Below are 13,760 nucleotides of genomic sequence, written 5' to 3'. Positions count from 1 at the left end.
CCTTCTTGTCCGTCTGCTCACGGTACCAAAGGATAACACGGAAGGCCGGTATCCGGTTGCTGAAATGTTCGCCTATTTCGAGGCGCTGCCCAGCCATTCGGCAGCGATCTTCGCATCTTCTTCGCCGATCGCGTGACCCGAATGGATCATGCGAGCGTCGACGCTTGCGCCGCAATTCAGCAATTGGCTTTCGAGCGCCTGCGCGAAAGGGGAATACAGCTTGTCATCCGCGCCGGCGATCGTCAGGAAGCGTGAATCCGACAGGTCGACCTTTGGCGTCTCGCCCAATACCGGCATCGGGCGCAACAGAACCGCGCTTCGGACGATGCCCGGATAAAGCTGTGTCAGGGCAGCGATCAGGTTCGCGCCATTGGAATAGCCGAGGAATGTGACCTTCGACAGGTCGAGCTTCTGCTCGGCGGCCATGTCCTTCAGGAATTCGACAAAGGCCGCCGCTTCCTTGCGCACGTCCTCCTGGTCGAACTGCGTCGGCGAGATGCGCTTGTACCAGCGCTTGACGCCATCCTGCACTACCCTCCCGCGAACGCCGATCAACGTCGCGTCAGGCGCGATGGTCGAGGCGAGCGAGGCAAGCGTCGTCTCGTCGCCGCCCGAGCCGTGCAGCATGATAATGGTGCGGTCGCTCGGCTTCTCCGGACGGAACATGCGATGCACGAAAGCGGGAAGCCGGGTGACCTCGTCGACCGATACGGCTGCCTGTTGCAGCATGGCGGTTGTCACTACCCCGTCCGTTGCGTGGAGGGGGAGTGTAGTCGCCGCAAGGGTCAGAATCGAGGCGAGCGTGAGGGTGCGTGCAGGAGCCATGACGCGATCCTGATCTTTAAAGTTTTACAGAAACTTTACCGTAAACAGAGGATTTGGCGGGGTCCGGCCGCTGCCGGCCGGCCCGCGCCCGAAAGGCGGCCGCCCCCCAGCGGTCCGCCTCTCCCCAAGCCGGTATGATGTCTAACGTATTTGTTTCAGCCTGTCATCTGGCGTGAGATGCTGGCCTCGCCGCGGATCGGGCGAAAACAGCCTTGAAAGGGACGTTTGGGCCCATTCGGGCTTTTCAAAAACAGAGTCGTTTCAAATGCTTGGATGGTCGCTGTTGCGCCGATGCATCAGCGGGGCGTTTTCGTTTTTCCGGCCAGTTCGGCGGGCTTTGTTTCGAAGTCTTTGGCGATCTCGGACTTAATCCAGCGGCGGAACCGGGTCACCTTGGACGGCTCGCTGCGAGTCGCGGACGAAACGAGATAATAGCCGAGGCCGGTCGTTGCGCGCTCGGGGAAGGGGGCAACGACCTGCCCGACCGACAGCGCATAGTGGGCGAGCGTCTGCCAGGCGAGCATGACGCCCTGTCCGGCTATGCAGGCATCGAGACACAGGGCCGCATCGGTGAAGGAATGGCCGTCGCCAAGCTGGCTTTCGTCCATTCCGAATCTGGACAGCCACACGTTCCAGCTCAGGGTCGAATGCGCATCGCGTACGATCGGGGCATGCAGCAGGTCGCGGGGTTCGCGTAGCGTCCTGGCGAGTTCCGGCGCGCATACGGGGAACACTTCCTGCGGCAGCAGATAGTCCGTCTTCACGCCGGGCCAGGTTCCGTCCCCGACACGAATGGCGATGTCGACATCGGACGTGTCCGGATTGATGAGTGTCGTCGATGCATCGATGCGCACGATGATGTCGGGGACGAGCCTCGAAAAGGCGTTGAGCCGGGGTACGAGCCATTTCGACGCGAAGACCGGGGCAACCGAGATTGTGAGGATCGATTCGGCATGACTGCGGGACGACGCAACGGCCTCATCGAGGGCAAGAAAGCCGGTGGTCAGCCGTGCGAGGAACGCGGCGCCGAATTCCGTCGGCGCAAGGCCGCGTCCGGACCGGTCGAATACCGTTCGGCCAAGCTGGGCTTCCGACTTCAGCACCTGCTGGCTGACGGCGCCGACTGAAACGCCGAGTTCCTCGGCGGCCTTCTGGAGCGTCCCCAGCCGCCCCACCGCCTCCAGCGCGCGCAGTCCGTTGAGATGAACCCGGTTCAGTTCCTTCATATAGATTATCTATACCAAGCTGCACGCAAACTCCATAGAAGGCATTGGCTATCCATGCGACGGTGACGCCAGATCAGGTTCACAGGAGGCTCAAATGCTCCAGTTTCTCTTTAACGTTGCCAGTCGGGTCCTGCATCGCTGCGACCTCTCCGAGACCGAACAGTGGCGGATGGACCCTCTTGCTCATCCCGCGCTCAGGGGCATGAGCCAGGCCGAACTCGGCGACCTGCCGATCGGACACGCAGCGCTGCCACGGAGGCTGGTTGAAGGCGGTTGCGCCTGAAGAGCCTTACGGCCACTTCACTTCCGGCGGCAGGCTCGACAGGATCGAGTCGACATTGCCGCCGGTCTTGAGGCCGAAGATTGTGCCGCGATCATAGAGCAGGTTGAACTCGACATAGCGGCCGCGCCGTATGAGTTGCTCCTCGCGGTCGGCCTCGGTCCAGTTGTCGTTGAAATTGCGCCGGACGATGTGGTTGTAGACGATCTGGAAGGTGCGGCCGACATCCTGCGTGAAGCGGAAATCGGCATCCCAGCCGCCCTTGTCTTCCGGGCTTTTCAGCCAATCGTAGAAGATGCCGCCAACGCCGCGCGCCTCGTTTCGATGAGGCAGAAAGAAATACTCGTCGCACCATGCCTTGAATTTCTGATGGTCCGCGACTGCGGCATGCTTGTCGCAGATGAATTTCATCGACTTGTGAAAGGCCACCGTATCCGGGTCTTCCTGGACGCGCCGCCGGTCGAGCACGGGGGTCAGGTCGGCGCCGCCGCCGAACCACTGGCGGGTTGTGACCACCATGCGCGTGTTCATATGAACCGCCGGCACGTTGGGGTTCTGCGGGTGCGCGATCAGCGAAATGCCCGAAGCCCAGAAGCGCGGGTCTTCCTCTGCCCCCGGGATCTGGCTGCGGAACTCGGGCGAGAATTCGCCGTGGACCGTGGAGACATGCACGCCGACCTTCTCGAAGACGCGGCCATACATCATCGACATCACGCCGCCGCCACCCTTGCCGCCGTCGCGCTCCCACGGCGTGCGCTCGAAGCGGCCGGGGGACCAGCCCGACTGAGGCCCGGTAAGGTCGTCCTCGATCTTTTCGAAGGTGTCGCAGATGCGGTCGCGCAGTTCCTCGAACCAGGCCTTCGCGGCTGCCTTCTTCTCCTCGATTCCGTCCGGCAGGCCTGCCGGCAACTCTGGACGCTGCATTCATGTCTCCATAGGGCCCCGGCCGGTGCGGCAAAGCGGAGCCAATCAAAAGGACTCGTAAAGTCTCGCGGCGATCCCTAATCTGTTGCCGGTGAGGGTCAAGGAATTTCCGGGAGATACCGGTGCGCGTTCCCGCAAGACCGCCGCTCGACAGTCTCAAGCGCAGCCTCGACAGGCGCCGCGCCGAGACCGGCCGCAAGGTGCGGGACGGATTTATCCGCGAGACCTTCATGCTGCCGCGCCAGGCCGCGCGCGACAAGGCGCGCGAATGGTTCGACCGCTGGCCGAAGCAGGCCTACTGGACTGAAATCGAGAGCTGGTGCGAGCGCCCCGACGACGTGATCGAATTCACTATCCGCAGGCTGCCGACGGCCGACTGACCGGCCCTAATTAGTCTTCGAGCATCTTTTCCAGCGAGGTGATGACCTTGCCGAGCAGCTCCAGAAACTGCTCGCGCTCGGCCTCTGTCAGGTCGGCAAGCGCGACCGCGTTGACCGACATTCCCGCCTCCTTGACCTTAAGCGCCTTTTCCATCGCCTCCGGCGTCAACGCCACCAACTGGCTGCGTCCGTCCCTTGGGTCGGGCCGGCGCTCGATCATCCCGTCGCGCTCCATGCGGGAGAGCGTGGCCGCCATCGTCGGTTGCTCAATGGATGCAATGGCGGCGAGCGCCTTCTGGCTGAGCGCTGCGCCGTCGCCCAGCGCAAAGAAGACCGGCATCTGGCCCGAGGAGACGCCGAACTCTTTCACCCTGCGGTCTATGGCCCGGGCAAAGAGGCGTGCCGCCCAGTTGGTCATGTAGCCGGATGATCTGGTTCTCTCGAATCGTTTTTGCATAGCTTGCTATCTATATACATTGCATGCTATATAATCAGCGGACAGGCGAGCTGGCAAGGAGACAGGTCATGCGCTGGAAAAGCAGCACTTACCGCTATGGTGCCGTTGCGGTGGCTATGCACTGGGTCACGGCCGTGGCCTTGATCGGCATGCTGGTGTCGGGCCTGCGGGCCGCGGATATGAGCGATCCGGCGGCGAAGCTGGCGCTCTTGCGTATCCATGCGGTGATGGGGGTCTCGGTGCTGGCGCTCACATTGCTCAGGCTGTTCTGGTGGTGGCTTGCGGACAGGAAGCCGTCGGATCCGATTGGCGCGCCGCTTTGGCAGGCGCGGGCAGCTCATATCGTCCACGGGCTCTTCTATGTCGTCATCATCGGCATGGGCGCGAGCGGTATCGGCATGGTGCTGCTTTCCGGCGCCGGCGACATTCTGGCAGGCGCATCTCAGGCACCGTTGCCGGATTTCCATGCCTATCCGCCGCGCGCGCCGCACGGTATCGGCGGCACATTGCTGATCGCGTTGGTCCTGCTGCATGTGGCTGCAGCGTTCTATCACCAGTTCGTAAAGCGCGACCGGTTGCTCGCCCGGATGGGACTTGGCCGCTGAGCAAAAAATGCCGGGACGCGCTTGACCTAAACTATTGTTGAGGTTGTATGAAGTCATCCTTCGATGGATGGAGAAGGATGAATCGATGACCCGAACTGCTTCTGACAATGCACCCTTGCCGACGCGGTCAGCGCGTCTGGCGGATCGCTTCGCCGGCAGCCATGGCCACCGAAAGCGCGAGGTTGAGGCTACGGGCGCCGGTACGCATCGGGATCGTCAGCCGCGTGTCGGCAGCATCGTGCACTTGGTCTGGCACCCCGGCCGATTCGCGCCCGAAGAGCAGAATGTCGCGGGGTGCGAAGGCAAAGCCGGTGTAGGGGGCGGCAGCCTTCGTGCTGAAAAGCACCAGCCGGCGGCTTTGCCCGGTCCGCCACGCCGAGAAACTTTCCCAGGAAACGTGACGGGTCAGGGCGGCCATCTCCAGATAGTCCATGCCGGCCCGTTTCAGCGCCCTGTCCGACATGTCGAAGCCGGCCGGCTCGATGATGTCGACGGCGAGGTCCAGGCATGCGGCCATCCGCAGGATGGCGCCGGCATTGCCGGGAATGTCGGGCTGATAGAGCGCGATGTGCAGGTCGTGCTGGGCAGGGGAAGGCAATATCGTGGTCTTCTAAATAGTAGCTGGAATGCAACAGTCGCTCCGGCGCGGCTCCGTAGCGTCAGCTTCGAACTAGCCAGTCGCGAGGAACGGGTCTATAGGGCTGTCATCGTCAACTCGAACCGAGGGGGGAGTCAAATGGATTGCATGATGCTCATAGACGCCATTCGCCCCATCCGTGGGCTTATCGCCTGACGGCGGATTCGGTTCGACGCTTTTTCCCTGATTAGCCAGCATCGACGCGACTTCCGCCGGATCGCCAGTTCCGATCCTTGAGGATTTTCGCCATGCGTACCCTGTATCCGCGCGCCCGTTCGGGGCCGCACTCCATCCATGATGCCCGGCAATATGCCTGGGCGCTGCTCGTGCTGGGGCCGGGGGCTCCGGCGCCGCGTCAGCGGCCGCATCGCGGCCTGCTGCCCGATGTGCCGGAGTTCCGCGCGCCTTCGCGCCCGTCGCTGCTCGCGCGGCTGTTCGCCCGCTTCCGCCGCTCCGACCCGGCCGGTGATCCAGCAGCGGAAAATGCCTCCGACCAGCTTGGAAGCGACTGGGCGCCGGCACAGCAAAAAGACCACGAGAGGCTGGCGGCCTAGCGCCGTCAGCCTGTCAGTCCCATAAGAGGAAACGCACCATGAACGCCGGAAAACACGGTGATCCGAAACACTCCGCGATAGCGCTCCCATCGATAAGGACGGACCCGTTGCCCGTTGCTGACACCCGGTTGTCAGCAGCTTTCGAGCGCGCGCTTGGCGGCGGGGCTGTCGGGGGCCATCTTCCTGCTTCGCACACAGGAGAGAGCGGGAGCCTGCGCCGAACGCGAAAGCCGGGAAACCGGCATTTTCGAACAAGGGCACGCCACGCGCAGCACATATTGGCCCGCGCAGCGGGCACAAATAGAATTGAGCACAGAGAAGATTTCATCATGTACCGCTTTTTCGAATCCCTCCTGAACCCGTTCCCGCCGGAAGAGCCGGTGGAACCGCCGAAGACGCTCGTCGCCTTCTGCGTCCACTACACCAAGGGTTCCTGGCCGCTGATCGTCATCTCGGCGATCCTCACCTCGATCATCGCGCTGACCGAGGTGTGGATGTTCGGCTTCCTCGGCAACATCGTCGACTGGCTTTCTGCGCAGAACCGCGAAACCTTCCTGCAGACGGAGGGCTGGAAGCTCGCCGGCATGGCCTTCGTCGTGCTGGTGGCGCTGCCGTTCACGGTGCTGGTCAACTCGTGGCTCAACCACCAGTCGCTGTTCGGCAATTTCCCGATGCGGATTCGCTGGCAGGTGCACCGCTATCTGCTGAAGCAGTCGATGACGTTCTATCAGGACGAGTTTGCCGGGCGCATCGCCACCAAGCTGATGCAGACGGCGCTTGCCGTGCGCGAATGCGTGATCAAGCTGATCGACGTTCTGAATTACGTCATCGTCTATTTCATCGGCGTGTTGTTCCTGGTTGGCTCCGCCGACTGGCGGCTCGCATTGCCGCTGGCCGTCTGGCTCGTCGCCTATGTCGGGCTCTTGCGCTACTACGTGCCCCGCCTCGGCAAGGTGTCCGAGGAGCAGGCGGATGCCCGCGCGATCATGACCGGCCGCGTGGTCGACAGCTATGCCAACATCCAGACGGTGAAGCTCTTCAGCCATGCAAGGCGCGAGGCGGCGTTCGCACGTGAAGGCATGAGCGACTTCCTCGAAACCGTCCATCGGATGATGCGGCTGGTGACGAGCCTCTACGGCATCCTCTATTTCCTCAACTCGCTGCTTCTGGCGGCCGTGGCCGCGATTTCGATCTGGCTGTGGCTGGGGCAGGCGGTGTCGATCGGCGCGGTCGCCGTGGCGCTCGGCCTCGTGCTGCGCTTGTGGGGCATGTCGCAGTGGATCATGTGGGAGGTTTCGGGCCTGTTCGAGAACATCGGTGCGGTTCAGGACGGCATCCGTTCGATCTCGCTGCCGCGCCTGGTCGACGACCGGCCCGGCGCCAACGAGATCGTCGTCCAGAAGGGCGAGATCGGGTTCGATCATGTCCGCTTCCACTACGGCAAGCAGAAGGGCGTGATCGAGGATCTTTCGCTTAACATTCGGCCTGGCGAGAAGGTCGGCATCGTTGGCCGTTCGGGCGCCGGCAAGTCGACGCTGGTCAACATCCTGCTGCGTTTCTACGACATCGAGGGCGGCAAGGTGACGATCGACGGCCAGAACATCGCCGCAGTCCAGCAGGACAGCCTGCGCGCCCATATCGGCGTCGTCACGCAGGATACGTCACTGCTGCACCGCTCGGTTCGCGACAACATCCTCTACGGTCGTCCCGATGCGACCGAGGAGATGGTGGTCGAGGCCGCGCGCCGCGCCGAGGCTCTGGAGTTCATCGGCGGGCTCAGCGATCCGAAGGGCCGCACGGGCCTCGACGCCCATGTCGGCGAACGCGGCGTCAAGCTGTCGGGCGGCCAGCGGCAGCGCATCGCGATCGCACGCGTGATGCTCAAGGACGCGCCGATCCTGATCCTCGATGAGGCGACCTCCGCGCTCGATTCGGAAGTCGAAGCCGCGATCCAGGAGAATCTCTATCGCCTGATGGAGGGCAAGACGGTGATCGCCATCGCTCACCGGCTCTCCACCATCGCGGCGATGGACAGGCTGGTCGTGATGGACCGGGGCCGCATCATAGAGGAAGGAACGCACGAGGAGCTGATTGCCAAGGAGGGGCTTTATGCCCAGTTATGGCAGAGGCAGTCGGGCGGATTCCTGCTGCATGACGAACCGGCCACGGGGCCGGAGAAGGAAATCGCGGCCGAATGAGCCAGGTGGACGAACGCAAGGATGACGGCTTCGCCGAGCGCATCTGGCGCAAGGCGGAGGGCGTCATCGAGCCCTTCGCGGATACGGAACGGGACGTGCTGCCGCGCGATGCGTGGCAGTTCATCCTGTTCTTCGCGCGCCAGGCGAAGGGGCCGTTCGTCCTTCTACTCATCGTGGGCGGTCTGTCGGGCGCGGTGGATGCCGCACTCTACTGGTCGCTGGGATGGCTGATCGATCTGCTGGAAACCTCCTCGCCGGCGCGGCTTCTCGCCGACCACTGGTGGGAGATCGCGGCTTTTCTGGTGCTGGTGCTGGTCGTGCGTGCGGCGGTGATGGTCGCCAATGCGATCGTCGAGCAGCAGGTAATCGTGCCGTCGTTCTACCAGCTCGTGCGCTGGCAGTCGTTCCGCCGCGTGATCGAGCAGCCCTATTCCTTCTACCAGAACGATTTCGCCGGCCGCATCGCCACAAAGATATTGCAGGGCGGTGAGGCGACCGGCGATTTCATCGTCTCCTCGTTGCAGACGATGTGGAGCTTCCTGTCGTTCCTCGTGCTGGCGGGCACCATTCTAGTGCTGCTCGATCCGGCGATGGGGCTGGTGCTTGCCGTCTGGCTCGTCGCCTATTGCGCAACTGCGTGGTGGCTGCTGCCGCCGCTGCGGGCGGCCGGCCGCAGGACCGCCGACGAGCGCTCCATCCTGAACGGGCGCCTTGTCGATGCTTTCACCAACATCATGGCGGTCAAGCTGTTCGACAGCGGCCATCGCGAGAACGACTACGTGCGCGACGGCATGGACCGCTATCTGGGAGCGGTGAAACGCCTGACCCGCGCCATCACCAGTGTGCGCTCGGCGGTTGCGATCCTCAACGGGTTCATGATGGCGGCCGTGTTCATTCTCGCGCTGCGCGGCTGGATGGCGGGCAGCGCCACAACGGGCGAGATTGCCGCCGCGATGGGGCTGGTCTTCCGGCTCAACCAGATGTCCGGCTACATGATGTTCAACATCAACGGGCTGATCCGCTCGTTCGCCACCGTGCAGGACGCCACCGGCACGATCTCGGTGCGGCCCGAGCTGCGCGACGCACCCGATGCTGCGGTGATGTCGCGCGTTGGCGGTGACCTCAAATTCGAAGACGTCACCTTCAACTACGGCAAGGATAGTAAGGGAAAAGATGCCGGTGTCATCGAACATCTCGACCTGCATGTGAAGCCGGGTGAGCGGGTGGCGCTGGTGGGTCCGTCCGGCGCCGGAAAGACGACGATCGTCAACCTTGCGCTCCGCCTGTTCGACGTGGAAGGTGGGCGCATCCTGCTCGACGGTACGGACATCCGCTCGGTGACGCAGGCTTCGCTGCGTGCGCAGTTCGGCGTGGTGGCGCAGGATCCGCTGCTGATGCACCGCTCCATCCGCGACAACATCGCCTACGGCAAGCCCGGCGCGAGCGATGCCGAGATCGTCGAGGCTGCGAAGCGTGCCGCGGCGCACGACTTCATCGTCGGCGTCAGCGATCCGAAGGGCCGCACGGGCTACGACGCCCATGTCGGCGAACGCGGCGTCAAGCTGTCCGGTGGCCAGCGGCAGCGAATCGCGATTGCCCGGATGATGCTCAAAGACGCGCCGATCCTGATCCTGGACGAGGCGACCTCGGCTCTCGATTCGGAAATCGAGGCTGCGATCCAGGAGAATCTTTATCGGTTGATGGAAGGCAAGACTGTGGTCGCGGTCGCACATCGGCTTTCGACCATTGCGGCGCTCGACCGGCTCGTGGTCATCGACGAGGGCAGGATCGTGGAGCAGGGCACACATGACGAGCTGATCGCCCGCGACGGGCTCTACGCCCAGCTCTGGAAACGCCAGTCCGGCGGTTTCCTCGCTTCAAGCCTTGCCGCGGAGTGATCGTTTGTCGCTGCGACCGCCATCGCGCTATACGGCCTCCGCGCTTTCCGGCGGGGGTGGGCAGGTTGGCGATGGCGCCAATCCGCTGGATCACGAGATCGCGGCGGAGAAGGCGGCTTCGCTCGGGCGCGCCGGAGACAGGGTCAAGCGCGCTCTGCACCAGCTCGCAGAAGCGGAGCAGGCATCGCCCACGCGCATTGCTTTGCTGAAGGATGCGGCCGAGGCGGTCTACGCCTACTTCATCCAGCGTGAGCTGTGCGGATTGCGGCGGCACCACGACGCGATCCGCGAGTACCAGATTCCGCGCGAGGTGCTTGCAAGGCTGGGCGCGTCCTGAGCGCTGTTACTCCAGCCACTCGGTGATGAAGTTTCCGCGTTCGTGGATGTCGATGGTCTCGAGCACATCGGGGCCTGGATTGATGAATTTGTGGGGCGTGTCCGCCGGCACCACCACAATCTTTCCCGGCCCTGCCTCGACCGTCTGATCCCCAACGGTGAACAGCGCCCGGCCGGCGCGGATGATGAAGGTTTCGGGGTAGGGATGCTTGTGTAGTCGCGGCCCCTGACCCGGCGACATCAGGTTGAAGATGAGGCAGAGATTGCCGCCATGCGCGCCAAGCTGGACCTCGCCAAGCCACTTGTCCGGTTCCTCAGCCCATTCGGACCGGTCGATAATACTGTGCATGAAACCTCCCCTGGTTCTCTTCCGCCGCAACACGGCGCCTTGCATAAGCTGGTGTTGCCGCCTGCGTCCACACGCCCCGCGACAATCTGCCCCCGCGCGCTCGTGATACTGGACAATCGCGGAAGGCGCGCATAGAAACCATCGCCAAATGCAGGGGGAATCCGCCAGCCGTCGCCAGCCGCCAGTGCATATGACGAGGTGGTGAGCGGGATGACCGAAAAGGTCATGCGGGTTTCTTCCGGCGACAATGAGGCGAAAGGACCCTGTGCCCGTGAGCGCGAACGAAGCGACCGATCATAACCGCCGCGATTTTCTTTACATCGCCACCGGCATGGCAGGCGTGGTTGGGGCCGGCGCGGCCGTATGGCCGTTCATCGACCAGATGCGCCCCGATGCCTCGACACTGGCACTCGCCACCGTCGACGTCGACGTCTCGGCTGTCGAGCCCGGAATGTCGTTGACGGTGAAGTGGCGCGGCCAGCCGGTCTTCATCCGCAATCGCACGGAAAGGGAGATCGAAGAGGCCAAGGCAGTTCCTCTCGAGGACCTCAAGGATCCGGTCGCGCGTAACGCCAATCTGTCTGCCGATGCGCCGGCCACCGACGCTGACCGGTCGGCAGGCGAAGGCAAGGAGAACTGGCTCGTGATGGTTGGCGTTTGCACCCATCTGGGTTGCGTGCCGCTCGGCCAGGCTGGCGATTTCGGTGGCTGGTTCTGCCCCTGCCACGGTTCGCACTACGATACAGCCGGCCGCATCCGCACCGGCCCGGCGCCGGAGAACCTTCCCGTCCCGAATTTCGAATTCACCTCCGATACGGTCATCAGGATCGGCTGAGGGAAGAGAGAGAGCATTAGACCATGAGCGGTGGACACTCGACCTATTCGCCCACGACCGGCATCGGACGCTGGTTCGACTCGCGCCTGCCGATACCCAGGCTGGTGCACGATTCCTTCATTGCATATCCGGTGCCGCGCAACCTGAACTATGCCTACACCTTCGGTGGCATCCTGGCGCTGATGCTGGCGGTTCAGATCGTCACCGGCATCGTGCTGGCGATGCACTACGCCGCTTCGACCGAACTCGCCTTCGATTCGGTCGAGAAGATCATGCGCGACGTGAATTCGGGCTGGCTGCTCCGCTATCTTCACGCCAACGGCGCGTCGATGTTCTTCATCGCGGTGTACGTTCACATCTTCCGCGGCCTCTATTACGGCTCCTACAAGGCTCCCCGCGAGATCATCTGGATACTCGGCGTCATCATCTACCTGCTGATGATGGCAACCGCCTTCATGGGCTATGTGCTGCCGTGGGGCCAGATGTCATTCTGGGGCGCGACGGTCATCACCGGCTTCTTCACCGCCATACCGCTGGTCGGGGAGTGGATTCAGCAGTTGCTGCTGGGCGGCTTTGCGGTCGACAACCCGACGCTGAACCGCTTCTTCTCGCTGCACTATCTGCTGCCGTTCATGATTGCAGGCGTCGTGGTGCTGCACATCTGGGCGTTCCACATCACCGGCCAGACCAACCCGACCGGCATCGAGGTCAAGCACAAGACGGACACCGTGCCGTTCACCCCCTATGCGACGATCAAGGACGGCTTCGCCATGGTCGTCTTCCTGGCGGTGTTCGCCTATTTCGTCTTCTACATCCCCAACTATATGGGCCATGCCGACAACTACATTCCGGCCAACTCGCTGGTGACGCCGTCGCACATCGTGCCCGAATGGTACTTCCTGCCCTTCTACGCGATCCTGCGCGCTATCACCTTCAACATCGGTCCCATCGACTCCAAGCTGGGCGGCGTGCTTGCCATGTTCGGCGCGATCGCGGTGCTGTTCTTCGTGCCGTGGCTCGACACTTCCAAGGTTCGTTCGGCGGTCTACCGGCCGTGGTACAAGCTGTTCTTCTGGCTCTTCGCCGCCAACGCAATCTTCCTGGGCTGGCTCGGCTCCAAGCCGGCGGAAGGCTGGTACATTCCTGCCATGCAGGTCTCCACGCTGTTCTACTTCGCCTTCTTCCTGGTCATCATGCCGCTGCTGGGCCTGATCGAGACGCCGCGGCGTCTGCCCAACTCGATCACCGAAGCGGTGCTGGAGAAGAACAAAGGCGCGGCCAGCGCGCAGCCCGCCGGCGCGACGGCGTCCCCGGAAACCAAAGGCTGAGCGGCTTCAGGCAGACAAGGACTTCGACATGAATTCTTTCATCAAGGGACTCGCGGCGCTCGGCATCGCTCTCGGCACGGCCGGGGCTGCCCTGGCGGCAGAGGAAGAGGGCGGTACGCCGCACTATCCGCTGATCAAGCCGGTGGAGCAGGACTGGTCCTTCGCGGGTCCGTTCGGCACCTACGATAAGGGCCAGCTCCAGCGCGGTCTGAAGGTCTATCGGGAATCCTGCGCGGCTTGCCACGGACTGGAGCGCGTAGCGTTCCGCACGCTTGAAGATCTCGGCTATTCGGAAGCGCAAGTGAGCGCTCTGGCCGCCGAATACGAGGTCCAGGACGGCCCCGACGCCGCCGGCGACATGTTCATGCGTCCGGCGATCCCGTCCGACCACTTCCCGTCGCCTTTTGCCAATGCCGAAGCGGCGGCCGCCTCCAACAACGGCGCGGCTCCACCCGACCTGTCGCTGATGGCCAAGGCGCGTGCCGTGACGCGCGGTTTTCCGACCTTCGTCTTCGACATCTTCACCCAGTATGCCGAGGGTGGCCCGGACTATGTCTATGCGCTGCTGACCGGCTACGAGGATGCGCCCGAAGGTGTGGAGCTGCAGCCGGGCACCTATTACAACCCGCATTTCATCGCCAGTTCGGCGCTTTCCATGCCGCCTCCGCTTGCAGACGGCCAGGTCACTTACGAAGACGGCTCTCCGGAAACACTCGACCAGTATTCGCGCGATATCACCGCGTTCCTGATGTGGGCGGCCGAGCCGCACATGGAAGAGCGCAAGCGCATGGGCTTCAACGTGATGATCTTCCTCGTCCTGTTCGGCGGGCTGGTCTATCTCACCAAGCGCAAGGTGTGGTCGAACGTCGACCACTGACCGAAAAGCCACATCAAAGGTCAAGGGCGGCTACAAGCCGCCCTTTTCTTT

16 protein-coding genes are annotated in these 13,760 nt (G+C 63.2%); 10 read left to right on the top strand and 6 right to left on the bottom strand.

The genetic code is table 11. From position 1 onward, the window contains the following. Window positions 1-72: 72 nt before the first annotated feature. Together ACVJNE_RS01460 and ACVJNE_RS01455 are read right to left on the bottom strand one after the other, a co-directional pair. Complete coding sequence (locus ACVJNE_RS01460) at window positions 73-825, bottom strand: alpha/beta hydrolase (RefSeq protein ID WP_499562337.1); 753 nt, start codon at window positions 823-825, stop codon at window positions 73-75. Window positions 826-1,121: 296 nt separating this feature from the next. Continuing rightward, window positions 1,122-2,051 carry a LysR substrate-binding domain-containing protein gene (locus ACVJNE_RS01455; RefSeq protein WP_499562335.1) on the bottom strand — a complete coding sequence of 310 codons (930 nt, stop codon included), beginning with the start codon at window positions 2,049-2,051 and terminating at the stop codon, window positions 1,122-1,124. 94 nt (window positions 2,052-2,145) lie between these two features. Here ACVJNE_RS01455 and ACVJNE_RS01450 point away from each other — a divergent pair, with 94 nt between their 5' ends. Beyond that, window positions 2,146-2,334, top strand: a complete 189-nt coding sequence (locus tag ACVJNE_RS01450) for a hypothetical protein (RefSeq protein ID WP_499562333.1) — start codon at window positions 2,146-2,148, stop codon at window positions 2,332-2,334. 6 nt (window positions 2,335-2,340) lie between these two features. On the opposite strand, the gene hemF is transcribed toward ACVJNE_RS01450, so the two are convergent. Then, complete coding sequence (gene hemF / locus ACVJNE_RS01445; protein ID WP_499562331.1) at window positions 2,341-3,255, bottom strand: oxygen-dependent coproporphyrinogen oxidase; 915 nt, start codon at window positions 3,253-3,255, stop codon at window positions 2,341-2,343. A gap of 122 nt (window positions 3,256-3,377) precedes the next feature. On the opposite strand from hemF, the gene ACVJNE_RS01440 reads away from it, so the two are divergent. Further along, window positions 3,378-3,635: a hypothetical protein gene (locus tag ACVJNE_RS01440; RefSeq protein WP_173192745.1), complete on the top strand. Its 258-nt coding sequence runs from the start codon at window positions 3,378-3,380 to the stop codon at window positions 3,633-3,635. 10 nt (window positions 3,636-3,645) lie between these two features. On the opposite strand, the gene ACVJNE_RS01435 is transcribed toward ACVJNE_RS01440, so the two are convergent. After that, the gene (locus tag ACVJNE_RS01435) at window positions 3,646-4,092 is read right to left on the bottom strand and encodes a MarR family winged helix-turn-helix transcriptional regulator (protein WP_206680551.1); all 447 of its coding nucleotides are present in this window, start codon (window positions 4,090-4,092) and stop codon (window positions 3,646-3,648) included. 68 nt (window positions 4,093-4,160) lie between these two features. On the opposite strand from ACVJNE_RS01435, the gene ACVJNE_RS01430 reads away from it, so the two are divergent. After that, on the top strand, window positions 4,161-4,697 hold the full coding sequence (locus tag ACVJNE_RS01430; protein ID WP_499562328.1) for a cytochrome b: 537 nt from the start codon (window positions 4,161-4,163) through the stop codon (window positions 4,695-4,697). A 127-nt stretch (window positions 4,698-4,824) separates the two neighbouring features. On the opposite strand, the gene ACVJNE_RS01425 is transcribed toward ACVJNE_RS01430, so the two are convergent. Next, entirely contained in the window at window positions 4,825-5,295 is a 471-nt protein-coding gene (locus tag ACVJNE_RS01425; protein WP_499562327.1) for a tRNA (cytidine(34)-2'-O)-methyltransferase, read from the bottom strand. Between the two features lie 287 nt (window positions 5,296-5,582). Between ACVJNE_RS01425 and ACVJNE_RS01420 the strand changes: the two genes are divergently transcribed. From ACVJNE_RS01420 to ACVJNE_RS01405, 4 genes are all read left to right on the top strand, one after another. After that, a complete protein-coding gene (locus ACVJNE_RS01420) occupies window positions 5,583-5,888 on the top strand; it encodes a hypothetical protein (RefSeq protein WP_499562325.1) in 306 nt (101 codons plus the stop codon). Between the two features lie 329 nt (window positions 5,889-6,217). Then, complete coding sequence (locus ACVJNE_RS01415) at window positions 6,218-8,086, top strand: ABC transporter ATP-binding protein (protein ID WP_499562323.1); 1,869 nt, start codon at window positions 6,218-6,220, stop codon at window positions 8,084-8,086. Next, on the top strand, window positions 8,083-9,984 hold the full coding sequence (locus ACVJNE_RS01410) for an ABC transporter ATP-binding protein (RefSeq protein WP_368804105.1): 1,902 nt from the start codon (window positions 8,083-8,085) through the stop codon (window positions 9,982-9,984). The genes ACVJNE_RS01415 and ACVJNE_RS01410 overlap by 4 nt, the downstream gene beginning before the upstream one ends. A 4-nt stretch (window positions 9,985-9,988) precedes the next feature. Next, on the top strand, window positions 9,989-10,321 hold the full coding sequence (locus ACVJNE_RS01405) for a DUF6665 family protein (protein ID WP_499562321.1): 333 nt from the start codon (window positions 9,989-9,991) through the stop codon (window positions 10,319-10,321). Window positions 10,322-10,327: 6 nt separating this feature from the next. On the opposite strand, the gene ACVJNE_RS01400 is transcribed toward ACVJNE_RS01405, so the two are convergent. Then, complete coding sequence (locus ACVJNE_RS01400) at window positions 10,328-10,669, bottom strand: cupin domain-containing protein (RefSeq protein ID WP_499562319.1); 342 nt, start codon at window positions 10,667-10,669, stop codon at window positions 10,328-10,330. A gap of 271 nt (window positions 10,670-10,940) precedes the next feature. Between ACVJNE_RS01400 and petA the strand changes: the two genes are divergently transcribed. Genes petA through ACVJNE_RS01385 form a run of 3 tightly spaced genes read left to right on the top strand, consistent with a single transcriptional unit; the run spans window position 10,941 to window position 13,709 of the window. Beyond that, window positions 10,941-11,504 carry a ubiquinol-cytochrome c reductase iron-sulfur subunit gene (petA, locus tag ACVJNE_RS01395; protein ID WP_499562317.1) on the top strand — a complete coding sequence of 188 codons (564 nt, stop codon included), beginning with the start codon at window positions 10,941-10,943 and terminating at the stop codon, window positions 11,502-11,504. A gap of 23 nt (window positions 11,505-11,527) precedes the next feature. Further along, window positions 11,528-12,832, top strand: coding sequence for a cytochrome b (locus ACVJNE_RS01390; protein WP_499562315.1), 1,305 nt, complete (start codon window positions 11,528-11,530; stop codon window positions 12,830-12,832). Between the two features lie 28 nt (window positions 12,833-12,860). Further along, window positions 12,861-13,709 carry a cytochrome c1 gene (locus tag ACVJNE_RS01385; RefSeq protein ID WP_499562313.1) on the top strand — a complete coding sequence of 283 codons (849 nt, stop codon included), beginning with the start codon at window positions 12,861-12,863 and terminating at the stop codon, window positions 13,707-13,709. Window positions 13,710-13,760: the final 51 nt, after the last annotated feature.

Source organism: Mesorhizobium sp. DxT, assembly GCF_058448885.1.
This window is presented reverse-complemented; position numbering and strand designations above follow the sequence as displayed.